Source organism: Planococcus sp. ISL-109 (genome assembly GCF_018613655.1).
In the GTDB taxonomy this organism is placed as follows: domain Bacteria; phylum Bacillota; class Bacilli; order Bacillales_A; family Planococcaceae; genus Planococcus.
The window spans coordinates 25,780-50,738 of sequence record NZ_JAGGPW010000003.1; the positions used below are offsets into that span (position 1 = coordinate 25,780).

The window sequence follows — 24,959 nt, forward strand, 5'->3', positions numbered from 1 at the left end:
GAATTTCACCCGACCCCGAAGAACGCTATGAATGATTATCTGTAAGTTTAGCGTAAGGCTCCGGAGCTGTCCAGAAAAGAATCTCACGTTGCTTTCCAACATCTAAATTAAGTGATGTTCACCACATCGGGCCGCGTTCGTCCGTCAGTTCGATAAAGAAAGGGTATATGCCCATAATAAATAAAAATGACAGTCCGAATAATGCGAGAGAAGCGAATGGTTCAATGCCAAAAGCGACCGAAATGAACATAATGAGGGGTGCGGCAAAGACAAATAAGCTGGTCTTTTTACGGGCTGCCAGCGTCAAAAATTGCTCTTGCTGGCAGAACGGACATTTCAAACTATCTCCGAGTGTAAACAGCCGGAGCACAGTTTGTCCCCATGTCCACTTATCCCCGCAATTTTGGCACTTTGGCATCGCACTTCCCCCCAATCTATCAGCTATCTATACATACGCATGAAGGTGGAATAAGTTCCCAAAACAGACCCGAAATGTGAGATTTTTGTTTAGTTACCGCTTCTTTCAGCAAAAATGCGCATCGGACTTACCTGTTCGCCTGTAAGCGGCATATGATGCAGGCGCAGCATCCTGTCACCCGGCGATTTTTGCAGGTCTTCATAAATTTCCTGCGATTTCCCGAGTCCTGCTGCGACCGCTTCATCAATCGTGCAGCAGTATATAATTTTTTCAATGCCTGCAAAATACATCGCCGTCAAGCACATGGGACAAGGTTCGCTGCTCGCATACATGATTGTGCCCGGAAGCTCCGCCGCCTGAAGTTCCTCCTGCGCACGCCGCACAGCGAGCATTTCCGCATGCCCTGAGACATCATGTGCTTTGTGCAATTCATTGACCCCTTCGGCAATGATTTCGCCGTCTTTCACAAGCACCGCCCCAAAAGGCTGTCCTCCTTCTTCAACGTTCATGAGTGCCAAGCTCACAGCCCGTTCCATAAAACGATCCATTTTGCCCCCTCCCTTTCCATTGATTGTTCTTCTGTAACTTATACCCGCTTGCAAAAGAAAAGAGCACCGCTCTGTTTTCGAGCAACGCCAGTTTCGTTCATAAATATTCTTTGTCGATCTTCTGTGTGCTGCGCACCGTATCGATCGGCCGCACCATGCTTTCGATCTGCTCACGCTTCGGCTCCAAAAACGGCGGCAATGATAATTTCTCACCGAGCGTTTCATACGGCTCGTCGCCTAAAAAGCCTGGACCATCCGTTGCCCATTCGAACAACAATCCAGAAGCTACACGCGCATACAACGATTCGAAAAAGAAACGGTCGACGTATCCGGAAGTCGAAAATCCGGCTTGCTCCATATGTTCAATCCATTCGTTCAAAGCTGCCCGGTCAGCGACGCGGAATGCCGCGTGGTGAACCGTGCCGAATCCTTGTGTACCGGAAGGCAGAACGGCATTGTGCTCGACAATCACTTGTGCGCCGTTTCCGCCTTCGCCCATTTCGAATAAATGCACATCGCCTTCACTAGCGACTTCGCGCATATGCATCGCCTTTTCCAACACTTGCTTCAAATAATCGAACTGTCCAATGCGGATATGTATCGGACCAAGCCCTGTGATGGCAAATTCGAGCGGAACCGGCCCGTCTTGCCACGGCGTACCCGTTGCGACTCCCCTATTGTTCTCATCCGAGACGAGCATGTATTGCTGCTCGTCAAAATCCGAGAACGACAGAGTTTTGACGCCGAACTGCTCACTTATCACGCTATGCTGCACTTCATATTTATCGAAACGCTTTTCCCAATAACTAAGCGCTTCATCTGTCGGTACACGAAAAGCCGTTTTGTAGATTTCGTTCGTGCCATGGGTTCCTTTTGGGATGCCCGGAAAGTCAAAAAACGTCATATCCGTTCCTGCAGACCCTTTATCATCTGCAAAAAACAGATGATAGGTTTGGATATCGTCTTGGTTCACCGTCTTTTTCACTAAACGCATGCCCAAAACATAGGTGAAAAACTCATAACTCTTCTCAGCGCTGCTGGTGATCGCCGTTACGTGGTGGATTCCTTTCAACTCATTCATGCATACCGCTCCTCTTCTTCGCTTTTTCTACTCCGTCGCTTTCCTGCGCTTCGTAGCCGACTTTCTTCAATGTCCGGATCAATTCCGCCACTTCCTCCTCAGTGAGTCCGGCAAATACTTTATTCATTTGCAGCTCATGCTCGGGGAAAATACGGTCCATCACGTTGTGTCCGTCTTCTGTCAAAAGCGCATACGTCACGCGGCGGTCTTCTTTGCACGCTTCGCGTTCGACATACCCCTTATGCATCAATTTATCGACAACATACGTGATGCTGCTGCTTGCAATGAGCACTTTCTTGCCGATAGCCTGGATCGGCTGGCGGCCTTGGTGATACAGCAGTTCTAGTACCGAGAACTCTGTCGCATTCAATCCGTAGTCGGCGACGTCGCGCTTGATGGCATCATGCACCGCATCGGCTGCCCGAATCAAGACGGTGACGGCTTTTAAATTTTGATTTAGCAATTCCATATTGTTAGCTCCTTTATTTCGAATTAAAATATCTTTAATTAAAAGTAATTATATCAAGCCTATATCCAAGGGTCAAGAAATCGAATTCCATATACACCCAAACACAAATGCTCCCTTCCGCATTTCGCGAAAAGAAGCATTTGTAAGATCACAATTTAAAAGTGCCGGTACTATATGCCAGCAGTTCGTCTTGGTCGCTGAGCACGCGCCCTGTCAAAATGGCGGTGCTATTCGTTTGGTGCAGCACTTCTGCATGAAACGTAGCGGTTCCTTCCGCCAAACTCTTAATGAAGCGGACTTCCATTTGAATGGTCGACACCGCATCACTCCCCAGTGAACGCGAAGCCAGCCCCATGACAATATCCAGCCCTGACATGATCGCTCCCCCGTGCAGCATGTTTTGCATATTATCATTTTCCGGCTTTCTCGCCAGCCGCATGACAGCTTTGCCATATTCGACTTTTTCGATTTCGAAACCGAGCAGTTGGAAATACTGCCCGCTCTCAAATTGCTCGATTAATTGTGTGTATTCTTTCAGCTCTTGCACATAATCCCCTCCGGTTGTTAATGCTTCCATTAGTATATCATCCATCTTCCATGCGAGAAGATGGCAGGGTTTTTCTGAATTAAAGCGAACTACTTTTATAGAATGATCTTAAAGGAGGTTTTTGGATGACGCAAGATTTTAATATACTCCCCGGCGCTGAACCGTTTATTGCGGAAGGAGGAAAAACAGGAATTCTCGTTTCCCATGGTTTTACCGGCACGACGCAAAGCATGCGGCCACTTGCAGAAGCGTTTCACAAAGCAGGTTACAGCGTTTACGCGCCTCGTCTGAGAGGGCATGGCACGCATTACGAAGAAATGGAGCAGACGACATATCAAGACTGGATCGCTTCTGTCGAAGAAGCCTACGCTTGGCTGCAGGAGCGCTGCGACACAATTTTCATGGCCGGCTTGTCGATGGGCGCTACGCTTGCGCTCTATATGGCGGCGAAACATCCTGAACTCCGTGCGGTTTCTTTAATAAATGCCGCAGTCGAGGTACCATCGATGGATGGTGTCAAAGAGTTGCAGGACGTCCGCTTTTTGGACGCCATCGGATCTGATATCAAAAAATCAGGAATAACGGAACTCGCTTATGAGAAAACTCCGGTCGCCTCAGTAAAGGAAATCCTGCATCTCATGGAAGAAGTCCGTAAAAACTTATCGGCTATCCATTGCCCGGCCCTCATTTTTGTCTCAACAGAAGACCATGTCGTACCGCCTGATAACGCACAGTTCATTTATGACCACATTTCATCAAGCGAAAAAAACATCGTCGAAATGCCTGACAGCTATCATGTCGCGACACTGGATAATGACCAGCAACGGATCATCGATGAAACGCTCGCTTTTTTCCGAAAATTCGAATGACCGGACCGGACAGCTTTCACGAAAACAGCAGAAGGACGAACCGCATTCTCTGCGGTTTGTCCTTCTGCTGTTTTCTTAACTGTTGATAAGAGCAGTCCATCGCCGATCGGCAATATAATCGACTCCAATTGCAGATGGCTTGCTGCGGTTTTATTGAACTTCTTCATGATGCCAGTATGGCGACGCTGGGCATCCGCATGTACGAACACTGCCCCGCACCAATACATTATCGGCTACGATGAGTGCCCCGTCTTGTGCAAGTTCCAAGCAGGCATTCAAATAATTTTCATAGTTTTCCTTATCGGCGTCGATGAAAAAGAAGTCGAATGTCCGACCGCCTTTTTTGAGTTTTTTGAGGCTTTCCAGCGCCGGGCCTGTCATATAGTCTACTTTTTCGCCGAATCCGGCTGTTGTGAGATGCGCTTTTGCAAGTTCAGCATAGTCTTGTTCCAATTCCAAGGACGTCAAGTGCCCGTTGATGCCGAGCCCCCGCGCCAGGCAAATGCCGCTATAGCCGCCAAGCGCACCGATTTCCAATACATTCTCCGCATCCGACATCGCGACAAGCATCGTCAGCAGTTTACCCGACGCCGGCGACACAGAAATCGGCCGTATGCCTTTCGCCTCGATCACACCAAGGACACCCTCTAGCAATTCATCTTGTCCTGCAAATAATCCATCAATATACGCATTGATTTCCTTCATCCTGACTTCACTCCCTGTTCAATTAAAAGCGCCTGCCCGGTCGACGTGGCTATGGGATGCTGCAAGCCTTCGGGATGCCCCGCAAGGAACTATTGAATTTCTGGAACAGAGAAACATCAATAAAGCTTATGTTCAAATTAACCGATTGCTCTCTTTTGCTGTGTATGGAAGCTTTATCAAATCCGCAAAAACTTCAGGAGTCCAAGTGTATGCACTGGACGGGGCGGACTGGTAGCCCCGAAAGGCCATTAATCGCTCATTCAGCTATATTGGATTGGCTCGAACGCTTTCAGCAACAGCACGCTCCTTCCCAGCAGTCTTCAGGCACCCATCTCGACGTCGAACCGTATCTTTACACAGCTGGCGCAAAAAAAGCTGCCAGAACTCATTCGATCGAGTTCCGGCAGCTTTTTCTTTATCAATTATGCCATTTCAGATTGGCCACTTCTATCATTCGATTTCCAGTACGGTTTCAGCGATATTGACCGCGTGATCGCCCACTCGTTCGAGGTTGCTGACCATGTCGGTAAAGATAATCCCAGCCGTACCCGTGCATTCGCGGTTAGTTACACGCAAAATATGCTTTTTGCGCAAGACACGTTCCATCCGGTCGATATCATCTTCTTTTTTCGCTACTTCTTTCGCTTCTTCAATATCATCTGTATCGAGTGCATGGATCGCCTGACGCAATGTCGATAGCGTCAGCGTAAACATCTCATCGATATCGGAAATCGCATCTTCCGAGAACACCACTTTGTTTTCGCGCTGATAATCGACCAGTTCCATAATGTTTTCCATGTGATCGCCTACGCGCTCCAAATCACGCACCGTGTTGAGCAGGACGCTATGCGTTTTGGAATCGTGCTGTGTTAAGGAATGCGTCGAGATTTTAGTCATATATTCCGAAATGCTTTCATCCAAACTGTTGATGGCACTCTCGTATTGGATGACTAAATCGCGGTGTTTGTCTTTTTTCGTATTGAAATACGCAATGACTTCTTCCAAGCCTTCGCCGGCAAGCTCCGCCATGCGCAATACTTCTTTTTTCGCTTGGCCGATTGCAATAGAAGGCGATTGTTCGATAAAGCGGTCATCCAAATGTTCCGGCCTGTGAGCAATGGCTTTATCATCGCCAGGAATGGCCTTGATGACGAGCCAGGCGAGCACAGCGACAAACGGCAATTGGATCGCTGCGTTGGATACATTGAAGATGCCGTGTGCAAAGGCAATCGTCATTTCCGGATTCAAATTGAGTCCAGCTTGGATATATTCGATAAGCGCTGTAAACGGAACGAGCAACAGCAAGACGACAACCGTCCCGACAACATTGAATATGACGTGTACCAACGCTGCACGCTTTGCGGTCACCGATGCGCCAACCGCTGCCAGAACTGCCGTAATTGTAGTGCCGATATTATCCCCGAACAGGACCGGCAAGGCGGCGTCCAACGTCATCGAGCCTTGTGCAAACAAAGTCTGCAGCAGACCGATTGCTGCTGAGGAGCTTTGGACCGATACAGTGAAAATCGTTCCGATCAATACGCCTAGCAAAGGATTATTACTCATGCTGATCGTCAGTTCCTGGAACAATGGTGCATCGCGCAGTGGATACAGGCCGTCTCCCATCAAATTCAAGCCGAGGAATAGAGCACCGAAGCCGAAAATCGCCCGGCCATAGTTTTTTATTCTTTCATTATGGAAGAAAAACAGTAGTAAAGTTCCCAAAGCGATAATCGGAAACGCATATTCCGAAATCTTGATTCCGATAATAAACGCGGTAGCCGTGGTCCCGATGTTCGCGCCGATGATGACGCCGATTGCTTGGCGCAGCGTCATGAATCCAGCGTTGACCAGACCGATTGTCAGTACCGTTGTTCCGGTACTTGTTTGAAGCAAAATGGTTACGACGATACCGGCAATCATCCCTTTGATCGGGTTGGTCGTAAAACGGTCCAATAGATTGCGGAGCCCGTCTCCTGCAATTTTTTGAAGGTTATCGCCCAAGGTTTTAATGCCGAATAGGAAAATCCCTAATCCACCTATGAATAAAAATACTAACTGTTGAACATCCATTCCATTTCCTCCTAAGCCATATGTATGGGTATTGCCATTTATTTATCGCAATCAATTCTGTGTCCCTTTTTTTCTAACTCGACAAGATAATGATTTTTCTCTGGCAAAAGCTGTAAAATACTGAATACCATTTCGGCATTTTCATCATCCCGCTTTAATGAATAAAGTACCCATTGGCCTTTGCGGTTTTCTTCCACTAATCCAGTGTCCTTCAACTTCCGAATGTGCTGGCTGACAGCCGGCTGGCCACTCCCAAAAAAACTCCAACAAATCCACAGACACAAAAGGCTCTGGCTTGTAAAAGCTCAATCATCGTCAAGCGTGTTTTATCGCCTAATAATTTCAAAGTTAAACTTGCCTGCTCCAAGCTAAATTCGTGATTTTCTACAGTCAGTTTTCATCTCAAACGATTTTAGTTATTATTTTTGACACAGCCACATAAACATATCACTATGCCCTTATGTGTTCAAGAACAAATTAGTTTACGTTAATTTTACAATTTGATTATTTTCATCTTTTTGTCACAACATTTACAAATCCAAATCACATATGGCCTTTTCCGTTCTGCAAAGCTCGATAACTTCATTAACTTTTGTACTTCGCTTATGAGGTTTCCCTGTACTTTCAGGTATAATGGAGCCGTTCCAATCCAACGGACAAGGAGGCGATTTTTTGGCTAGCCGAATATTTCTTTTCTCATACGAATGCGGCTCGGACAAGCAATGGACAGAGCGCTGCATCAATGAACGGATGGACCGTTTATATGACATCAAACAACTTCACGGCTCATTGTACTTAATTAAAACGACTGACCAAGTGGACTTATTGGAAACGCACATAAGCGGATGCTTTGATCACCGGGATAGCTATTTCCTCGTCGACATTACCGATCAGCCTCATGTCGGGCAGAATTTAACCGCCCCTTCCATTAAAAGCTGGATGAATAATATATAGGCCGCGAAGTGGCGCCAATGACTTTGTAATACGCTTATCTTTTTCGGCTGCTCTTGCTTATCCAAAAAGACAAAAAGCCAGCCCTTCATTATAGAAGGGCTGGCTTTTATTCATTCATATTAATGAGTCGGTAGTTTCGCGTTCGAGCTTTTGAAAATCGCCAATTGATCGATGAGTTTCTGGCTTCCTGCATCCAAGCCGGTCACTTCCACTTCATTGGCGTTTTCACGGAATTTCAGCACGACCCGGTCGACGGCACCGACGCCGGAATCATCCCAAATATGGGCGTCCGTGAAATCGATGATGATTTTTTCGTCTTCGACATCGAAATCGAATTTCTCGAGGAAGTCTTCGACAGATGCGAAGAACAATTGCCCTTCCACGCGGTATTGCGTTGCATCAAGCAAACGCTTCTCCACTTTGATCTTCGAAATTTTCGAAACGAAGAAAATCGCGCTGAGCAAGACACCGGCAAGTACACCGATCGATAAATCATGTGTGTAGACAACAATTGCAACAGTTGCAATCATAACGATTGAATCGGTTTTTGGCGCTTTCTTCAAGTAATTGAATGAAGACCAATCGAAAGTTCCGATCGCTACCATAATCATAATCCCGACAAGAACCGGCATTGGAATCTGCACGACAACGTTGCCGAGTGCGATGATCAAGAACATTAGGAAAGCACCCGCAACTAGTGAAGACAAACGGCCACGGCCGCCCGACTTGACATTGATGATCGATTGTCCGATCATCGCACAGCCCGCCATACCACCGAAGAAACCAGTGATGAAGTTGGCGATCCCTTGACCACGTGACTCTTTGTTTTTATCACTTGGCGTACCGGTCATATCATCGACGATATTCGCCGTCAACAAGGACTCGAGCAAACCGACAATCGCTAATGCTAATGAATATGGCAAAATGATCATCAATGTCTCCAAATTCACCGGAATATCCGGCAATAGGAAGCTAGGCAAAGTTTGGCTGATCGCCCCAAGATCGCCCACTGTACGCAAGTCAAAGGAAGCATAGATTGCGACTGCCGTCAGCAAGACAAGCGCAATCAGCGGTGCTGGAATGGCTTTGAAAAAGCGCGGCAAAATGTAAACGATCGCTAATGTAACCCCAACGAATATATAGGTCATCGTGCTGATGCCAACAAAATGCGGAACTTGCGCCATGAAAATCAATATAGCGAGCGCATTGACAAAGCCGATCATCACGGCGCGCGGAATGAATTTCATCACTTTCGCGACCTTGAAGATTCCGAACAGAATTTGAATGACACCAGTCAAAATAGTGGCCGCAAGCAAATATTCTACTCCGTGATCACGGACTAGCGGAACCATGAGCAAAGCCATAGCACCAGTTGCTGCTGAAATCATGCCCGGGCGTCCGCCGACAAAGGCGATGATGACCGCGATGCTGAAGGAAGCATACAACCCGACCATCGGATCGACCCCCGCGATGATTGAGAAGGCGATAGCTTCAGGGATAAGCGCTAAAGCTACAACAATTCCGGCCAAAACGTCACCGCGGACATTTCCGAACCATTCAGTTTTAATAGTTTGTATCACGTTATCGTACTCCTCTTTCAGTAATTTGAAAGTTCCAGTGATCCCGGAAACCTTATTTTTTCACAATGAAAATAGTTTAGCACCGCCGCTCCACAAATGGAACCTTTTTGGGTCCTTTTTTACAAAAAAAATATGTTATACTTAGTTTACATTGTACAAGTGAGGAGTTTTTTACGTGCGAATCGGTTATGCAAGAGCAATAGCAGAGGATATAGACTGCCAAAAGCAGCGCGCTCTTTTCGAAAAGTTCGGCTGTGATGTCATTCATATAGAAACTCATAGCGCTCCTAAACAGCGGTCAGAATTAAAAAAGATGCTGGCAGAAGTTAAAACAGGTGACCAAATCATTGTGCTGAAGCTGCATGTGCTGGCAGATTCCACCCGGCAATTGGTTGATTTAGTGGAGATGCTCGAAGAAAAAGAAGCTTTTCTCCATTCGGAACAAGAAAATATTGATACCGCAAAAGGAAAGTCGTTTTCTTTCCTTGAAATCACAAAATGTTTAGCCGACTTTCAAAGTGATGTCATCAGCGAGAAAACGAAAGCCGGTTTATCGGAAGCCAAACAGAAAGGCATGCATGCAGGCAGACCGCGGAAAGCCGATGCCAATGTCAAAAAGGCGATTGAGATGTATAAAAGCAAATCGCATAGCTTGGCGGAAATCAAAGAACAGACCGGTATCAGCAAATCAACTTTGTATCGTTACCTAGAGAATTGAACCAAAAAAAGAGCGCCTGAGCGCTCTTTTTTTTATTATCCAGTTTTCAATTCTTCTTTTACTGGTGGTTTCGCGAGGACTGCTGCGAGAATCGCTAAAGCCGGCATGATCAGAAGAAAACTTAATGCCTCATCATAGCCACCGAGAAAATCATAAAACAACCCGAACGGCAAAGGCCCAAGCGCAGACCCGATGACCATGATTGCCATCGCGATCCCACTTATGCTGCCGATGTATTGCCTGCCGTAATAATTGGGCCACACAATGCTTAATGTGACCCGCTCAATTCCCGATACGATCCCCCAAACAACACCAAAAAGAATGGCTAAGGAAAGGACCGTCGCTTGCTGAAGCAGCAGAATAAAAATGATTTCCCCTGCAAATAAGGCGACGAGCATCCAACGCACTTCGATTTTATCCAACAAATAACCCACAAGGAACGTTACCGGAAATCCGACGACCGCCATCAAACTGAGTACCGTAGCGGCCGCTTCGGGTGTCAGCGATTGCTGAGAAAAAATCGAAACAAGATGGAAGGTTATTCCTGTATTCACCAATGCGGGCGTTGCGACACAAAATAACAGTAGCCAAAAAGCGCGGGTTTTCTGCGCTTCTTTAACGGTCCAGCTAATATCTGCCGACAAGCTCTTGTACTCGGTTTCACCTGCAGGTATCACTTCCCCGTCAGGACGCAGGCCGATGTCTTCCGGCTTATTGCGGATCAGCAAGAAGGCGAGCGGCGTGAAAATGGCCAGCACAAACGCGCCGAGCAAAATCCATGCAATGCGCCAATCGAAAGTCTCAATCAGCCAGACATTCAGCAAAGGAAAGACAGCAGAACCCACCATCCCTCCAAGCGCCGCCAAACTCAACGCCCTTCCCCTTTTCGCGATGAACCATTGGGGCACTAATGATTTCGGCGTCAGTGACATCGATCCTTGCCCGAGCAAACGGATTAAAAAGAACCCAATGAACAACATGAATGTATTGACGATCAAACCATTGAATAGACAGGCAAGTCCGAGAAGAATGGAAATGATGACGGCCATCTTTCGCGCTCCCTGGCTATCGAACAGCCTTCCGACCACAAAGATCAGAAATCCCGCGAGCAATGTGGCGGCAGAATAAATCCCCGAAACAGTGGAGCGGCTCCATCCGAACTCCTCAATGTAGTAATCAATGAAAATGGCATTCGAAAACGTTTGTCCAGGCCCCGAAAAGAAATACGATAGCGCCGATATTCCGACGATTACCCAACCATAATAAAATGGCGTATGAATTGGCGCATTTTTCCCCACGTTCTTTCCCCTTTTCTTTCTTTTACTTCCTACAGCAAAAGGGCTCCACTAGGGAGCCCTTTTTTTACTTGACAATCAATACTGGACAATTTGCGCGTTTGACTACTTTATGGCTGACGCTGCCAAGAACCATTTCCTGCACGGAGTTCAATCCACGGCTGCCGATGACCAGCACTTCAAATTCTTCTTTATTAGCAAAGTCTACAATGGTAGGACCTGGTGTGCCACGAAGAATTTCTACACGGTATTTGATACCAGCCGCTGCCATTGCTTCTTCCACAGGCTGCAGTTTTTTACGGCGCTGTAAATCCAACTCCGCTGAACTGCTGCTATGCAACACTTCGTTTTTTGCACTATCATGATCTGCTACAAAAACAATGGTAATCTTTGAACCCTCAGATCCTTTTGCTAATTTCACGGCTTCTTTAGCCGCACGGAGTGAATGGTCGGAACCATCCACGGCAAGTATAATCTTCTTGTACATGTCTCAACACTCCCTTTTAATGAGTCGGTAGTTTTGCATTATCGCTCTTGAAGATTGCTAACTGGTCAATTAATTTCTGGCTGCCCGTATCGAGTCCGACAACCTCCACTTTATTGCCGTTTTCCCTGAACTTCAGAACAACACGGTCCACAGCACCAACACCAGAATCATCCCAGATATGGGCGTCTGTGAAATCAATTACGATATCTTTATCTTCCACGTTGAAATCGAATTTGTCCAGGAAATCATCAACAGAGGCAAAGAATAATTGTCCTTGCACTTGGTAATGCGTTGCTTCAAGCAGTTTTTCCTGCACTTTAATTTTAGAAATTTTGGCTACGAAGAAAATTGCGCTCAAGACGACTCCAGCAATAACACCCTGCGACAAATCGTGCGTATAGACGACGATTGCAACAGTGGCTACCATAACGATGGAATCGGTTTTTGGTGCTTTTTTCAAGTAGTTAAATGATGTCCAGTCAAATGTACCGATGGCTACCATGATCATGATACCGACCAATACCGGCATTGGGATTTGGATAACCATTTCTCCCAACACAATAATCAGGAACATCAAGAACACCCCTGCAAATAAGGAAGACAAGCGAGTGCGTCCGCCTGATTTGACGTTGATGATCGCTTGTCCGATCATCGCACAGCCTGCCATGCCGCCGAAAAACCCGGTAACAAAATTGGCGATGCCCTGTCCGCGTGCTTCTTTGTTCTTGTCACTCGACGTGCCAGTCATGTCATCTACTATGTTCGCCGTCAGCAACGATTCGAGCAAGCCGACAATGGCAAGTGCGAATGAGAACGGCAAGACAATCATGAATGTTTCGAAGTTAAACGGTACGCTCGGAATGAGGAAAGATGGGAGCGACTGGGTAATGGTGCCGAGATCCCCAACTGTCCGCAGCTCAAAGCCGCCGAAAATCGCTGCACCTGTCAAAAATACCAAGGCAATAAGTGGCGCAGGAATTGCTTTAAAGAATCTCGGAATAATGTAAACAATTGCTAGTGTCACAGCGACGAAAATATAGGTCACCATATTGATTCCGAGGAAATGAGGAACTTGCGCCATAAAAATGAGAATCGCTAGTGCATTGACAAAGCCGATCATAACCGCGCGCGGAATGAATTTCATGACCTTGGCTACTTTGAAGACGCCGAAGAGAATTTGGATAACCCCTGTCAGTACAGTCGCTGCCAACAAATATTCAACGCCGTAGTCTCTAACAAGCGGCACCATAAGCAATGCCATGGCACCAGTCGCCCCAGAAATCATTGCGGGACGTCCGCCCACAAAGGCGATGATGACTGCGATGAGGAATGATGCATAAAGCCCGACCATCGGGTCGACTCCTGCAATAATCGAGAAGGCAATTGCCTCTGGAATCAATGCCAAAGCGACTACGATACCAGCAAGGATATCCCCTTTAATATTTGAAAACCATTCTAACTTAATTTTTTCTATCATGTTTTTCTCCTTTATATTTTATTTTATATAGCTTGAAATTAAATAAGAAGCCAGTTGATTCACAACGAGAATTAGCTTATCATCTTTCGCCCCATAATGTAACCTTTATGGGAAAAAATCTTTTTTTATGCTATCATGAAGGGAATCTTCAAAATGGAGGATTGGTCATGGAAATAGGATATATGAGGCTTGTATCTCATAAAACGGAATTGACGCAAATAGAGTCGTTACATCAAAGAAACTGCAGAGATATTCGAAAAGATTATTTTTCTTCTACTGGACATCGACCAGAGCTATGGCGCCTGCTCGAAGAAATGAAGCAAGGTGACTACCTCATCGTTTCCAACCTGCAGACCATTGCAGATTCACTGATGCAATTAATCGATGTACTGAATAAGATGGACAGTCGTGAAATTCACCTGATATCTATTGCGGAAAATTTGAATACTGCGAAAGAACAGCAATCCTCTTTCTTTATAACTGCCGCCCTTCTTGCCGAATTCCACCGCAAAACCATCAGCCTGAGCACAAAAGCCGGCCTTTCAGAAGCACGCAAAAAAGGTGCGAAAGTAGGCAGGCCAAAGATTTCTTCCCAAAAAATCGAGCAGGCCTTAGATATGTACAAAAGTAAACAATACACATTCGATGAAATTAAAAAACAAACCGACATTGGGAAAACGACAATCTATCGTTATTTGCAAAAATGCTGATTGCTGCCCCTATTTGATTTAAAGGAGCTCACTTATGTTAAAGAAAAAATACGCACCACACCATATTCTCGCCATCGCCATTTTAGCCACTTGGCTGAAAACATACATTGTCTATAAAACAGGCTTTTCCATTACCATTGATAATCCTATGCAAGAGTTTATCTTGTTTCTCAGTCCGCTGAGCTTCCTGTTATTTGTTTATGGAGGTTCCTTGTTCTTCAAAAAACAAAAGGCCCGCCATATTTACTTAGTTGCTGTTGCAGCAATCAGCTCTTTTGTCTTATATGCGAACATAGCGTTTTATCGATTTTTCTCAGATTTCATCACGTTGCCGGTTCTCATGCAAACCAATAACTTTGGTGATCTTGGATCGAGTGCAGCAGCGAGCATTTATTTTAGCGATATTCTTTATTTCGCCGATGTCCTCATCATCCTCTTGGCGATTAAGCTTTTATCCGTTACGGATACTCAACTTGCAGCTCCTGCTGGGCGCAAATCCTATTTCGTCCTTTCGGCAGCTGTCCTGTTCCTGAACCTAGGCTTAGCAGAAGCTGAAAGGCCGCAGCTATTGACGAGAAGTTTCGACCGCGAAATGCTCGTCAAAAATTTGGGCATGTATAATTACCATCTTTATGATGTTTACATTCAGTCGAAATCCCAGGCGCAGCGTGCTTTTGCAGATAGTTCCGAATTAGTGGAAGTGAACAGCCATGTCCGCTCTCATCAAGTTCAGCCTTCTGAAGACATGACCGGAATCGCTGAAGGGAAAAACCTGATTGTCGTAACATTAGAATCCATGCAAACCTTCACGATCAATGAACAGATGAATGGCGAAACGATTACGCCTTTTATGAACGAATTGACTGAAGATGAAGATACGATTTACTTCCCGAATTTCTACCATCAAACCGGGCTTGGAAAAACAGCCGATGCCGAGTTTCTATTGGAAAACTCCCTATATCCGCTAGGCGGCAGTGCAGCCTTTTTCACCCATGCCGGCAACACGTATAACGCGATGGCAGAAAAATTGGGGCAGCACGATTATACGAATATTGTCCAGCACGCCAATAATAAAAGCTTTTGGAACCGCGATATGATGTATGAAGCCCTGGGTGTCGATGCGTTTCAGGATATACAAAGCTACGAGGTCGCCGAAGGGCAAGCGGTCAACTGGGGCATGAAGGATATTCCATTTTTCGAACAATCTGTCCAGCATATGACAGAGTTGCCCCAGCCATTCTATAGCCGATTGATTACCTTAACGAACCACCACCCATTTACATTGGATCCGCAAGACAAGCTGATCGAGGAATTCGATTCGAATTCCGGTACGCTGAACCGCTATTTCCAAACGACGCGTTATCTCGATGAGGCTCTCAAAGAGCTGTTCCAGGAATTGAAAGATAACGGCTTGTACGAGGATTCCATCATTGTTCTATACGGAGACCATTATGGCATTTCCGAAAACCACAATGCGGCAATGGCACAATACTTAGGGCGTGACATTACGCCGTATGAGTCAGCCCAGCTGCAACGTATCCCACTCTTTGTCCACATTCCCGGATATGGACAAGGCTATACGGATGAAGAAATCGGTGGGCAAATCGATCTGCGCCCGACTTTGCTCAATTTATTAGGGATTGACACCAAATCCGACGTGCAGTTCGGCAACGACTTATTCGCTGAAAACCACGAGGAATTTGTGATCTTCAGAGACGGCCGATTTGTAACGGATGAATTCGTCTACGCTGGAAACATGTGCTATGAAAACGGTACTGGAGAAGAGATCGAACAAGATAACTGTGCACCTTATATTGAAGAAGCCTTTGCGGAGTTGGGTTATTCAGATGCATTGATCATCGGGGATTTGCTCCGGTTTTATGATCAAGAAACTGGCGAATTACTGGAAACAGAATAGCAACCAGCAACATCCTGATTTTTGAAAAGGAGTGAGAGTACAATGTTTCCATCCGGATTAATTTTGGAAGGCGGCGGAATGCGCGGGGTTTATACTGCAGGAGTCCTCGAATACTTCATGGAAAAAGATCAATATTTCCCTTACGTAATCGGTGTATCAGCAGGTGCCTGTAATGCCGCTTCTTATCTTTCGAGACAAAGAGGCCGCAACCGTTCTGTCACTATCGATTATGTGGGTCACCCTGACTATATTTCTATATGGAATTTTTTTCGTAAACGCGAATTATTTGGGATGGATCTGATTTTTGACAAAATACCAAATGAGCTCGTTCCCTTTGATTTTGAAAGGTTCCGCGCTGCAAAAGAGCGATTTTTCATCGGCACGACTGATTGCTTAACCGGCGACTCTGTTTACTTTGAAAAAAGTGAGTGTGTTGATGACATCTTGCCTATTATTCGCGCTTCAAGCTCATTGCCATACATGTCTCAAGCTATGTACCATGGCGATCGGTACTTGATGGACGGAGGCATCTCCGATCCGATCCCTATCCGTAAAGCGCTGGCAGATGTTGTGGATAAAGCAATTATTATTCTGACCAAAGAAAAAGGGTATCGAAAGAAGCCTTCGCAGTTCACTAAAACAACTCGTTATCTATACCGCGACTTTCCCGGCCTCACTCAAGCTTTAGAGCGAAGGTGGCAGCTCTATAACGAAACACTGGAAGAAATCGAGCAGCTTGAAGAAGAACATAAAATTTTTGTAATACGCCCATCGCAGAGCTTTAAAGTAAGAAGGGCTGAGCGGAATGTTGCTAGACTTGAACAGCTGCATGAACTCGGATACAGTGATGCTGAAAACACTTACGTTCAACTTAGAAAATGGATCATGAACTAATGATCTGTGACCATATTAAAAGACTGATTTCGAAAATCGAAATCAGTCTTTTTTTCTATCTCCGTTTGACTTTGGAACTCAAACTTTCTTATTCAGCGTTTTCCCGCGCCGGATTTTCCCAAAATTCTGCTCAACAAACAAACCAGTTCCTTTACAGACCTCGCAATTCCTCTTGAACAGCCGATAGCTTAAAATGTAGCCCTGGCCGTTGCACGTACTGCAAATCATCCGTAATGCCATGGCTTGTCCTCCAGTTCTTTGTTATTTTTTACATACCGCAATTCCTATCGGATAATGGATGTCATTGCGTTTTGGTTCAATCAGCACACCACGTTGATAATAGAATCTTTGATTTTCATATTTTGCGAACAAATTGTGAAATTCTTTCCAGTTCAGTTGATGGACGTGAAAAGGAGAACCGCACGGCTCGCCCCGGCCATTGCCAAACGGCGTCGATAGGATCAGCGTCCCCCCGGGATTAAGCATGTCATAAAGCGATTGCATGAAAACCTCTTCTTCCTGAAGATGTTCTAAAGTTTCAAACGAGATAATGGCATCAAACATGCCTAGTTTTTGAGGAAGTTCGAGGTCCAGTACATCAGCTTGCACATAACGCACTTTGGGGTGGTAATATTTATGTTTCGCATACTTGATCGCTTCGATATCCAGGTCGACTGCAAGCATCTCATCCATTTTATGCTTTTTGGCTTTCGCCACTAATTGTGCCCCGTACCCTACACCTGTAGCGATATCCAGAACACGGCCTTGTACATAATCCATCGCAAACTGATAGCGTGCGATATGCTCCAGCAATAAGCCGTTCATTGGGCCCATCTCTTCTGGAATAACCCGTTCACCTGTATATTTCAGAAACTCTCCCCCTTTCTTATTTTACTCCTGACTTAAGTTTACCAAAGAAACTTTCTTCTTTGTAATAAGTGCCCTCAGGCGCGCTATATTTTAATGGCAAGACATAAACCCGCATTACCCAAACATCACTGGCTCGATTTAAAAAACCTGCACATGGAAACCATGCGCAGGAAGCTTTCAGTTATTCTTTTGGAACATCTTTCGCTTTTCATCCGTTCGGCGCATGCTCATTTCTAATCATGGCCGTGTGCCCACGAAATGCGCGGATCGATTTGGCGCGACATGCGAACCATCACCGGTTGAAAGCCCATCCGCGGCCAGAAATAAGATGCCAATTGATTCGGCGTATGCCAATCGGCAAAAATATAATCAAAGCCTTCTTTCTTCAATTCACTAAAGCAGTGGTTCGCAAGTGCCCGTCCGATTCCGCGGCCGCGCAGATCCGGATTGGTGGAAGCGGCAGGCAGTTCAACGCAATTGTCCGGCGTCACCAAACTTAAACGATCTTCTTTGCGGAAATAGACATGGAAGCCGGCAATTTGCTCGCCTTGGTCCGCAAGCCATAAATACGCTTCCTGGTCTTCCGTCATCGCTTCGTAGCTCTTCTGGACATACTCCATCGTTTCCCGCGTAATCGGATGCCATGACGGCGCAGCCGCCTGGTGAATGCTGTTCCACACCGCCATCTTCTTCAACAGCGGCGCATCAGCTTTCGTCCCGCGGCGAAACTCGAGATGCGGCAAAGTTCCGTTCTTCGGTTCAAAATCATCCAGCGACAGAATACCGTATTTCTGCTCAAATGAAAACCCCTGGTCCTGCCATTGCTCAAACACCATCTCATCTCCGAGCGGCGCCATCAATACATGATGGAAGTAGCCGTGCTTGACCCATTCAGCGCCTGCATCGGCATACAGCAATCGCAATAACCGCGGATGCTCGTGCTCACTGATGGCGACCGACTCATAATCCATCCAGACGTAGCGGCCGCGGTGGGCTTCTTCCTTGAATTCGTAAACCAGATAACCGATAACGTCGATGCCGCGGACAGCGACAATTCCACCGACATACGGACGCTCCAGCAATTTCCGGATAACGCTTTCCGCTTCATCGATTTCCTCGAATGCATTCGGCAAATACGGGAAAATCTTTCGCTCACGCTCTTGGCGTTTCGCTAACAATGCGGACATTTGCCGAATATGCTTTTCTTCTACACTGGTGAACTGGATCATATTCCATCACTCCTCTGATTGAAGTTTCACTTCGAGCATCGCGTACTGGCCGTTTCGCGCAACATCTCCGAATTCCACAGGCAGCGGTTCAACAAAGATCGGACCGTCCACCAAGGTCGTATGGAATTCCCCTTCTTCGCCGCAGGCATCGATGCCAAGTGCCTCCAGCTCTTCAATCAACTCATGCGTGAAGATCCGCCCGAGAAACTCTTCTCCGACACGGCTTGTGTCCACTACCGTGATTACGGCCTTGAACTCTTCATCGACCAATTCCGTAAGCAGCGACCGGCGCGCTTCTTGCCACAGCGGATGCAAAACCTCGAGCTCCGCTTCTTTACTGACTTTCTCCACCCACATGCGGTGGTCTTCCAGATCAATATCACCGTAAACGCCCAGTTCGATGCCTTGGGTTTTGAAATTTTTCAAATGGTGGATGAATTCTTGCTCATAGCCTGCCCAGTCGGATTGGCCGATGACCAAAGGCAAGCCCATCCGTTCCGCTTGCGCTTCGAATATTTGTTTTTTCAGTCCGTGGGATTTCGAGCGCTCTCCGCCTTCTTCAAACATCGTGAACAAAGCAATCGGCACGTGCCCCTGTTTCACCGCTCTAAAAAACGCCAAAGCGGAATCTTTTCCGCCGCTCCAGGATGTAATAAATGGTTTTTGCATGCTGCACCTCTTCTGTAAATTACTTGGGCTTACATTTTTTGATTCCTTGTTTCCTCTACTTCTATTTCTCCCTGCCAAACTCCTTGTTGCACAAAAAAACAGCCGGGAGATTTCCCGGCTGTTTGCATTATTTTCCTACCATATTTTCTGGGCGTACCCATTCGTCGAATTGCTCCGACGTCAAATGGCCGCTCTTTACCGCTGATTCTTTTAATGTCGTGCCATCAATGTGCGCTTGCTTTGCAATTGCTGCCGCGTTTTCGTAACCAATGTGCGGGTTCAGTGACGTGACGAGCATCAAGGAGTTCTTCACGTGATTCTCGATCACGTCCAAGTTTGCTTCGATGCCGATTGCGCAATTGTCGTTGAAAGAAACAAGCGAATCCGTCAACAGACGGACTGATTGCAGGAAATTATACGCAATGACTGGCTTGAAGACGTTCAATTCAAAGTTCCCTTGGCTTGCTGCAAATCCGATTGCTGCGTCATTTCCCATGACTTGCGCCGAAACCATCGTCAATGCTTCACTTTGTGTCGGGTTGACTTTCCCTGGCATGATTGAACTGCCTGGCTCATTTGCTGGAATCGTGATCTCGCCGATGCCGCTGCGCGGGCCGCTTGCGAGCCAGCGCACGTCGTTGGCGATCTTCATCGCATCTGCCGCAAGCGCTTTGATTGCGCCGTGCACGTAAACCATTTCATCATGGCTTGTCAGTGCGTGGAATTTGTTTTCAGCCGATGTGAATTCTGAACCAACCGCTTCTTGGATGAATTCCGCAACGTAGCCGCCGAATTTCGGATCTGCGTTGATGCCCGTACCGACGGCAGTTCCGCCGATCGCCAGTTCACGCATATGCTCTACGCTTTCTTTGATCATGCGCTCACTTTTCTCAAGCATATGGCGCCAGCCGCTGATTTCCTGGCCCAATGTGAGTGGTGTAGCATCCTGAAGATGCGTACGGCCGATTTTGATGACTTCGTCGAATTTCTTCGCTTTCTCATCGAGTGTCGCTTTCAACTTCTGAACCGCTGGGACCAATTGTTCGTTGACGGCAAGAACTCCTGCAACGTGCATCGCAGTCGGATATGTATCGTTCGAGCTTTGGGACATATTGACGTCATCGTTCGGGTGAAGTTTTTCGTCCGACCCTTGTTCAGCCAAAATTTCGTTTCCGCGGCGCGCCAATACTTCGTTCATGTTCATATTGGATTGTGTGCCGCTTCCTGTTTGCCAAACGACGAGCGGAAAGTGGTCGTTCCATTTGCCTTCGATCACTTCGTTTGCTGTCGCTTCAATAGCGTGCATTTTCGCGTCAGACATTTTACCTAGCTTATGGTTCGCTTTAGCTGTCGCTTTTTTCAGTTGGGCAAATGCCATGACAACTTCGTGCGGCATACGTTCTGTACCGATTGCAAAGTTTTGGACGCTGCGCTGTGTTTGCGCTCCCCACATTTTGTCAGCTTCGACTTGAATTTCACCGATCGTGTCTTTTTCTGTACGATACTGCATTCCATTCACTCCAATTCTCATTCTTTAAGTAGCTTCTCTTCTATATAAACACATTCCATTCGAGAAAAGCGACTCCTGCAGTTAAAACTTCCCGGTTTTGCTGGAAAAGAACGCTGCGATAATCTCTTCGTCCGAATGGGGAATGTATTCCCCATTAACAATCTGGCAGCCGTTGATGCAGCCGCTCGACAATAAGATAATGTCTTCCGGGCCGCTTTCCTCAAGCGCTTTTTCCACTGCCTGCTTGCGTGTAGGAGCCTTCAGCACCTTTTGCTGATACGGCTCGCTGAAGCCCTTGATGACTTCCGAGATGACATCTTCAGGATCATGGAAGCCCGGATGGTCGACCGTGACGACCAGCACATCGGCTTTGCCTTCAGATGCTTTGGCCATTTTCGGCATCTTTGCGAAATCCCGGATGCCGATGCCTGCGATGAGCGCAATCAGCCGGCGATGCGGCAATTTCCGAGCTTCCGTCAGTACGGCATCGATCGCGACCGGCGTGTGGGCATAATCCAGAATGATGGTCCGACCTTCAGGGCCTCTGATTACTTGAAAGCGTCCTTCCACTTGCGGCATTTCAGTCAAAACAGCAATAATCCGGTCCAGTGAATGGCCCGCGTGAAGTGCCGTCCCGACCGCTGCCGTTAAATTAGCGGCATTGTAATCGCCGAACAGCGGAGCTTCCACAATTTTCTTATCGCCTTTATAATTCAATTCAAAGTGCATTCCTTGTGCAGATGCGCTATAGTTTCCCCAAATGAGATCGGCACCGCTCGCCGGGTTATGGCTATATGTCAATACCGGATAATCAGCCATCGCTAAAATGGCCTCGCTCAAGCCAGGGTCATCGAGATTGACGACCGCTGCTTTTGCCCGCTCGAACAACTTCAGCTTGGACTCCCGGTAATGTTCAAAAGTTTTATGGTATTCCAGGTGCTCTTCGGATAAGTTCGTGTGAATCGCCACATCAAAGACAATGCCTTCGACGCGCTGCTGATCAAGCGCTGTTGAAGACACTTCCATCGCGACCGCTTTTGTTCCAGCATCCCGCAACAAGGCGAAAATCTGATGGATATCCGAAGCGATCGGCGTAGTCGGCGTGCTTTTTTCAAACGGAACTTTGCCTTCAGCCGTCTCGACGCCGGTCGTGCCGATGAATCCGCACGGTGTACCCAGCAAATTGAATAAATTTCGCACATACGTAGCCGTCGTCGTCTTGCCGTTCGTGCCGGTCACTCCGACTTTGAACAATTCGTGCTGCGGAGAACCATGAAAGAAATCCGCAATGTGCGCCAATGCATTCCGCACATCCGCCACGAGCAGGAAATGGACGCCCGGATATTGCTCCGCCTGTTTTGAAAGGATTTCCTCATTAGAGCCGATAATCGCCTGCGCACCGTTTCCAATCGCTTGCTTTATGTATAAATGGCCGTCCGTGTTTTCTCCAACCACACAAAAGAAAGCAGAACCGTCCCGTGCTGCTGCGGAATTATATACGAGTGACCCGACCTCTGTCGGCTCCGGGCCAAACGATTTTAAAATGCTCACTCCGGGAATTTGTGCAAACTGCAATTTCATATTGTAACTCCTCTTGAAGATAAATTTATGTGGATTGTTGATAATTTTACAGGAAAGCGCTTTATTGTTCCACAATCATGTACGCTTTTTCGGAAATTATACATCAACTAAGAGGTTTAGCGAATTGCAGTGCATGAAAGCCTTTGACCATCTGAAAGCCGATTCCAACATACCCTTCATGTAATAGCTCTCTCTGTTTCTTCAAATCATCTATTCCGACTGTCACATGATCGCCGTAATCTGCATATGGCTGTTCCAAATCTTTTACGAGAATATAACGTTCAAGTCCATCATATTTTGTTTTCAAGGCGGCAATATGCATGTGCTGAGTGAACTTGTCCTTTAAACTCGGAATATTCATCGGAGCTACAGTACATGCCACATAACGGAATTTTTTCTCCAGCTTCGCCAGTTCTTTCATAACCACTTCAGCCAGTTTTTGCTGAAGCCGGTTTCCGCGATAATCCGGAATCACTGCTGAAATTTCCTGATAAATCATATCACCGATTTCATCACCCTTGAGCCCGATATCCAATCCAAGATGCTCTTCATCAATTTCCGGAACGAGCAAAGCACGAAAAGCGACTAGCTCCCCTGCTACAAAAGCGCCGGCGACGAGACCGTTATCATTCAAGATAAACAAAAATTCTTCAGTCGATAATGGCTGCAGCGTATTTTTTTCTGGCAGCGAGTCGAGCACCGTTTGTTGGACCCGTTCAATTTCTTCTAAATCTTCCAAGTACAGGCGCTTCATATACATTGGCACCTGTTTGTGCAAACGCACATTGGTCAGCGTACCTTCATATAGACGGTCTCTCAAAACCCATTCCCCCCATCTCTTGCATAGTTACAGAATACCATGTTCCATTTCTATCGTCTTTAAGTTTTTTCAATTGACTGTAAAATTGAAACTATTTACCAATACCCGACAGAAAGCGGTCGATTTCCCGCTGTGAGCAAAGAAGAGAGACACGCTTCTCCGGGTATTGTGCGGAAAAACTTTTCATCAATTTCTGTTGTGAGCGTTTGCGATCATGATAAGTTGTTACTATAATAATTCAAAACGCGCGGTCCAATTTTTCCGGACAGCCCGCCGCCATATCCGGCCGCATCTTTTTCATATACTGAATCCTTCTTTTCGTGACGCGCCACAAACAGCGCCAAAGCGGCAGCTCCAACTGAATGAGTGTATCACAAGCAGACAAGCGCATATCCATGCTGCTGCTGTAATTCCCTTCAATGATCCAGCGCGGCTCCATTACCAGTTCCATCTGCGCCTGCCGAAATTCTTTTTTTGCTAGCCTCAATCTATCCCGGCTTCCAATAATACGCATCTAAATGATACACGAGCAGATGCAAGGATCCTCTTAAAAGCCTTGAAAACGTTGATTTTCCGACTCCTGCCGACACATCCATCACCATGATCCGCTGCATTAACTCTCCCCATTTTCCTGTTCTTTTAACAATAACTAATAGCGCTAAAAAGTTCTATCTGAACTTAACCCTTGCATTCTTCTGAAGACCATGCTATTCTAAGGAAGAATTATTTTTGTTCGATGGCTTTTCACTAAGTATCAGATTTAATCTGAAGGATTTGAGCAAGGATAGTAATACAATGTATGCAATAGCATACGAGGAGGATATACACATGGAACAAGGTAAAGTAAAATGGTTTAACTCAGAAAAAGGATTCGGCTTCATCGAGCGCGAAGGCGGCGACGACGTATTCGTTCACTTCTCAGCTATCCAAAGCGAAGGCTTCAAAACTCTTGACGAAGGTCAAGAAGTTACTTTTGATATCGAGCAAGGCCAACGCGGTCTTCAAGCTACTAACGTATCAAAAGCTTAATCAACCTTTAAACTTTCAATGGACTCTTCTTATGAAGAGTCCATTTTTTGTTGCCTAAAATTACATACGATCAGGCTTTTTTTGAGTGAAATGGGTACAATTCGTTTTCATCGGCCACAAATACGCCGCTATTCGTTCGATTGTCTTGAAATGAGCTGGACTTGATGTGTGGAATTGTATCGCACGCTGTTTGAGCATCGTTAAACTATTCGCCGCCTCGCTTTGGGTTGGCCTTACGCAATGAGCCAGAAACCCGCTGTCTCATTGCTTCGGCTCACCCGTTTACGCGAGACGGCTATTAGCTTTCTTTGATTCAAATGAGTGAAATTCATTTGTGCTTCTATAGGATTCATCCGCTGTTGGGGAAATCGCTTCCGTGGTGGAGTAAGTGGTGGAAACAAAATAGCATTTCACTTTTCAGGAACTTTGAAAAGAACAATGAGCATGTAATATAACGGCAGCTCTGTATGACTCCATTTGCAAATGTAAGAAATGACGAAATATAATA

Annotated in this window: 25 protein-coding genes and 1 pseudogene; 7 read left to right on the forward strand and 19 right to left on the reverse strand. The window is 46.3% G+C overall.

Annotation, left to right across the window (positions count from 1 at the left end; translation table 11 throughout):
- Window positions 1–118 precede the first annotated feature (118 nt).
- The 5 genes from J7E21_RS00795 to J7E21_RS00815 form a co-directional block, all read right to left on the reverse strand.
- On the reverse strand, window positions 119–418 hold the full coding sequence (locus J7E21_RS00795; RefSeq protein ID WP_215103837.1) for a TIGR04104 family putative zinc finger protein: 300 nt from the start codon (window positions 416–418) through the stop codon (window positions 119–121).
- An 89-nt stretch (window positions 419–507) separates the two neighbouring features.
- Complete coding sequence (locus tag J7E21_RS00800; RefSeq protein ID WP_215103839.1) at window positions 508–966, reverse strand: nucleoside deaminase; 459 nt, start codon at window positions 964–966, stop codon at window positions 508–510.
- A 97-nt stretch (window positions 967–1,063) separates the two neighbouring features.
- Window positions 1,064–2,047: a ring-cleaving dioxygenase gene (locus J7E21_RS00805; RefSeq protein WP_215103841.1), complete on the reverse strand. Its 984-nt coding sequence runs from the start codon at window positions 2,045–2,047 to the stop codon at window positions 1,064–1,066.
- On the reverse strand, window positions 2,040–2,516 hold the full coding sequence (locus J7E21_RS00810) for a MarR family winged helix-turn-helix transcriptional regulator (protein WP_215103843.1): 477 nt from the start codon (window positions 2,514–2,516) through the stop codon (window positions 2,040–2,042). The genes J7E21_RS00805 and J7E21_RS00810 overlap by 8 nt, the downstream gene beginning before the upstream one ends.
- Before the next feature lie 148 nt (window positions 2,517–2,664).
- Window positions 2,665–3,093, reverse strand: a complete 429-nt coding sequence (locus J7E21_RS00815; protein ID WP_215103845.1) for a PaaI family thioesterase — start codon at window positions 3,091–3,093, stop codon at window positions 2,665–2,667.
- A 95-nt stretch (window positions 3,094–3,188) separates the two neighbouring features.
- On the opposite strand from J7E21_RS00815, the gene J7E21_RS00820 reads away from it, so the two are divergent.
- Window positions 3,189–3,932: an alpha/beta hydrolase gene (locus tag J7E21_RS00820; protein WP_215103847.1), complete on the forward strand. Its 744-nt coding sequence runs from the start codon at window positions 3,189–3,191 to the stop codon at window positions 3,930–3,932.
- Window positions 3,933–4,003: 71 nt separating this feature from the next.
- Here J7E21_RS00820 and J7E21_RS00825 read toward each other — a convergent pair.
- The 3 genes and pseudogenes from J7E21_RS00825 to J7E21_RS16485 form a co-directional block, all read right to left on the reverse strand.
- Window positions 4,004–4,637 (reverse strand): annotated as a pseudogene (locus J7E21_RS00825) (O-methyltransferase); the annotation flags it as partial.
- 450 nt (window positions 4,638–5,087) lie between these two features.
- The gene (locus tag J7E21_RS00830; protein WP_215103849.1) at window positions 5,088–6,710 is read right to left on the reverse strand and encodes a Na/Pi cotransporter family protein; all 1,623 of its coding nucleotides are present in this window, start codon (window positions 6,708–6,710) and stop codon (window positions 5,088–5,090) included.
- Window positions 6,711–6,748: 38 nt separating this feature from the next.
- A complete protein-coding gene (locus tag J7E21_RS16485; protein WP_353047702.1) occupies window positions 6,749–6,907 on the reverse strand; it encodes a hypothetical protein in 159 nt (52 codons plus the stop codon).
- A gap of 475 nt (window positions 6,908–7,382) precedes the next feature.
- Between J7E21_RS16485 and J7E21_RS00840 the strand changes: the two genes are divergently transcribed.
- Window positions 7,383–7,664: a hypothetical protein gene (locus tag J7E21_RS00840; RefSeq protein WP_215103851.1), complete on the forward strand. Its 282-nt coding sequence runs from the start codon at window positions 7,383–7,385 to the stop codon at window positions 7,662–7,664.
- A gap of 119 nt (window positions 7,665–7,783) precedes the next feature.
- Here J7E21_RS00840 and J7E21_RS00845 read toward each other — a convergent pair whose 3' ends face one another.
- On the reverse strand, window positions 7,784–9,244 hold the full coding sequence (locus J7E21_RS00845; protein WP_215103853.1) for a SulP family inorganic anion transporter: 1,461 nt from the start codon (window positions 9,242–9,244) through the stop codon (window positions 7,784–7,786).
- A gap of 175 nt (window positions 9,245–9,419) precedes the next feature.
- On the opposite strand from J7E21_RS00845, the gene J7E21_RS00850 reads away from it, so the two are divergent.
- Window positions 9,420–9,962 (forward strand): recombinase family protein, encoded by a 543-nt coding sequence (locus J7E21_RS00850; protein ID WP_215103855.1) that lies wholly within the window; start codon window positions 9,420–9,422, stop codon window positions 9,960–9,962.
- Between the two features lie 35 nt (window positions 9,963–9,997).
- On the opposite strand, the gene J7E21_RS00855 is transcribed toward J7E21_RS00850, so the two are convergent.
- The 3 genes from J7E21_RS00855 to J7E21_RS00865 form a co-directional block, all read right to left on the reverse strand.
- Entirely contained in the window at window positions 9,998–11,260 is a 1,263-nt protein-coding gene (locus J7E21_RS00855) for an MFS transporter (protein WP_215103857.1), read from the reverse strand.
- 64 nt (window positions 11,261–11,324) lie between these two features.
- A complete protein-coding gene (locus J7E21_RS00860) occupies window positions 11,325–11,744 on the reverse strand; it encodes a universal stress protein (RefSeq protein ID WP_215103859.1) in 420 nt (139 codons plus the stop codon).
- 16 nt (window positions 11,745–11,760) lie between these two features.
- Window positions 11,761–13,221, reverse strand: a complete 1,461-nt coding sequence (locus J7E21_RS00865) for a SulP family inorganic anion transporter (RefSeq protein WP_215103860.1) — start codon at window positions 13,219–13,221, stop codon at window positions 11,761–11,763.
- 167 nt (window positions 13,222–13,388) lie between these two features.
- On the opposite strand from J7E21_RS00865, the gene J7E21_RS00870 reads away from it, so the two are divergent.
- From J7E21_RS00870 to J7E21_RS00880, 3 genes are read left to right on the forward strand one after another with little or no spacing between them, the layout of a single operon-like run.
- The gene (locus J7E21_RS00870; RefSeq protein WP_215103862.1) at window positions 13,389–13,931 is read left to right on the forward strand and encodes a recombinase family protein; all 543 of its coding nucleotides are present in this window, start codon (window positions 13,389–13,391) and stop codon (window positions 13,929–13,931) included.
- 34 nt (window positions 13,932–13,965) lie between these two features.
- On the forward strand, window positions 13,966–15,849 hold the full coding sequence (locus J7E21_RS00875) for an LTA synthase family protein (RefSeq protein WP_215103864.1): 1,884 nt from the start codon (window positions 13,966–13,968) through the stop codon (window positions 15,847–15,849).
- 42 nt (window positions 15,850–15,891) lie between these two features.
- Window positions 15,892–16,743, forward strand: coding sequence for a patatin-like phospholipase family protein (locus J7E21_RS00880; RefSeq protein ID WP_215103866.1), 852 nt, complete (start codon window positions 15,892–15,894; stop codon window positions 16,741–16,743).
- Between the two features lie 261 nt (window positions 16,744–17,004).
- Here J7E21_RS00880 and J7E21_RS00885 read toward each other — a convergent pair whose 3' ends face one another.
- The 7 genes from J7E21_RS00885 to J7E21_RS16150 all read right to left on the reverse strand — a co-directional run bounded on the left by J7E21_RS00885 (window position 17,005) and on the right by J7E21_RS16150 (window position 23,873).
- The gene (locus tag J7E21_RS00885; RefSeq protein ID WP_251047739.1) at window positions 17,005–17,568 is read right to left on the reverse strand and encodes a class I SAM-dependent methyltransferase; all 564 of its coding nucleotides are present in this window, start codon (window positions 17,566–17,568) and stop codon (window positions 17,005–17,007) included.
- A gap of 278 nt (window positions 17,569–17,846) precedes the next feature.
- A complete protein-coding gene (locus J7E21_RS00890) occupies window positions 17,847–18,842 on the reverse strand; it encodes a GNAT family N-acetyltransferase (RefSeq protein ID WP_215103870.1) in 996 nt (331 codons plus the stop codon).
- Window positions 18,843–18,848: 6 nt separating this feature from the next.
- Window positions 18,849–19,511 carry a Dph6-related ATP pyrophosphatase gene (locus J7E21_RS00895; RefSeq protein ID WP_215103872.1) on the reverse strand — a complete coding sequence of 221 codons (663 nt, stop codon included), beginning with the start codon at window positions 19,509–19,511 and terminating at the stop codon, window positions 18,849–18,851.
- Between the two features lie 127 nt (window positions 19,512–19,638).
- On the reverse strand, window positions 19,639–21,021 hold the full coding sequence (gene fumC / locus J7E21_RS00900; protein WP_215103874.1) for a class II fumarate hydratase: 1,383 nt from the start codon (window positions 21,019–21,021) through the stop codon (window positions 19,639–19,641).
- 81 nt (window positions 21,022–21,102) lie between these two features.
- On the reverse strand, window positions 21,103–22,602 hold the full coding sequence (locus J7E21_RS00905; protein WP_215103876.1) for a UDP-N-acetylmuramoyl-L-alanyl-D-glutamate--2,6-diaminopimelate ligase: 1,500 nt from the start codon (window positions 22,600–22,602) through the stop codon (window positions 21,103–21,105).
- A 103-nt stretch (window positions 22,603–22,705) separates the two neighbouring features.
- Window positions 22,706–23,362 carry a hypothetical protein gene (locus J7E21_RS00910; protein ID WP_215104194.1) on the reverse strand — a complete coding sequence of 219 codons (657 nt, stop codon included), beginning with the start codon at window positions 23,360–23,362 and terminating at the stop codon, window positions 22,706–22,708.
- A gap of 298 nt (window positions 23,363–23,660) precedes the next feature.
- Entirely contained in the window at window positions 23,661–23,873 is a 213-nt protein-coding gene (locus J7E21_RS16150; protein ID WP_251047740.1) for a P-loop NTPase family protein, read from the reverse strand.
- Between the two features lie 377 nt (window positions 23,874–24,250).
- Here J7E21_RS16150 and J7E21_RS00920 point away from each other — a divergent pair, with 377 nt between their 5' ends.
- Complete coding sequence (locus J7E21_RS00920) at window positions 24,251–24,451, forward strand: cold-shock protein (RefSeq protein ID WP_058381906.1); 201 nt, start codon at window positions 24,251–24,253, stop codon at window positions 24,449–24,451.
- The last annotated feature ends 508 nt before the right edge of the window (window positions 24,452–24,959 follow it).

Bases quoted from the DNA above. Each gene is read 5' to 3' on its own strand.
- J7E21_RS00920 (WP_058381906.1), top strand. From the start codon at position 24,251: ATGGAACAAGGTAAAGTAAAATGGTTTAACTCAGAAAAAGGATTCGGC.
- J7E21_RS00880 (WP_215103866.1), top strand. From the start codon at position 15,892: ATGTTTCCATCCGGATTAATTTTGGAAGGCGGCGGAATGCGCGGGGTT.
- J7E21_RS00860 (WP_215103859.1), bottom strand. From the start codon at position 11,744: ATGTACAAGAAGATTATACTTGCCGTGGATGGTTCCGACCATTCACTC.
- J7E21_RS00795 (WP_215103837.1), bottom strand. From the start codon at position 418: ATGCCAAAGTGCCAAAATTGCGGGGATAAGTGGACATGGGGACAAACT.
- J7E21_RS00885 (WP_251047739.1), bottom strand. From the start codon at position 17,568: ATGAACGGCTTATTGCTGGAGCATATCGCACGCTATCAGTTTGCGATG.
- J7E21_RS00830 (WP_215103849.1), bottom strand. From the start codon at position 6,710: ATGGATGTTCAACAGTTAGTATTTTTATTCATAGGTGGATTAGGGATT.
- J7E21_RS00815 (WP_215103845.1), bottom strand. From the start codon at position 3,093: ATGGAAGCATTAACAACCGGAGGGGATTATGTGCAAGAGCTGAAAGAA.
- J7E21_RS00910 (WP_215104194.1), bottom strand. From the start codon at position 23,362: ATGTATATGAAGCGCCTGTACTTGGAAGATTTAGAAGAAATTGAACGG.
- J7E21_RS00820 (WP_215103847.1), top strand. From the start codon at position 3,189: ATGACGCAAGATTTTAATATACTCCCCGGCGCTGAACCGTTTATTGCG.
- J7E21_RS00805 (WP_215103841.1), bottom strand. From the start codon at position 2,047: ATGAATGAGTTGAAAGGAATCCACCACGTAACGGCGATCACCAGCAGC.
- J7E21_RS00800 (WP_215103839.1), bottom strand. From the start codon at position 966: ATGGATCGTTTTATGGAACGGGCTGTGAGCTTGGCACTCATGAACGTT.
- J7E21_RS00870 (WP_215103862.1), top strand. From the start codon at position 13,389: ATGGAAATAGGATATATGAGGCTTGTATCTCATAAAACGGAATTGACG.
- J7E21_RS16150 (WP_251047740.1), bottom strand. From the start codon at position 23,873: ATGGAACTGGTAATGGAGCCGCGCTGGATCATTGAAGGGAATTACAGC.
- J7E21_RS00905 (WP_215103876.1), bottom strand. From the start codon at position 22,602: ATGAAATTGCAGTTTGCACAAATTCCCGGAGTGAGCATTTTAAAATCG.
- J7E21_RS00810 (WP_215103843.1), bottom strand. From the start codon at position 2,516: ATGGAATTGCTAAATCAAAATTTAAAAGCCGTCACCGTCTTGATTCGG.
- fumC (WP_215103874.1), bottom strand. From the start codon at position 21,021: ATGCAGTATCGTACAGAAAAAGACACGATCGGTGAAATTCAAGTCGAA.
- J7E21_RS00895 (WP_215103872.1), bottom strand. From the start codon at position 19,511: ATGCAAAAACCATTTATTACATCCTGGAGCGGCGGAAAAGATTCCGCT.
- J7E21_RS00890 (WP_215103870.1), bottom strand. From the start codon at position 18,842: ATGATCCAGTTCACCAGTGTAGAAGAAAAGCATATTCGGCAAATGTCC.
- J7E21_RS00865 (WP_215103860.1), bottom strand. From the start codon at position 13,221: ATGATAGAAAAAATTAAGTTAGAATGGTTTTCAAATATTAAAGGGGAT.
- J7E21_RS00875 (WP_215103864.1), top strand. From the start codon at position 13,966: ATGTTAAAGAAAAAATACGCACCACACCATATTCTCGCCATCGCCATT.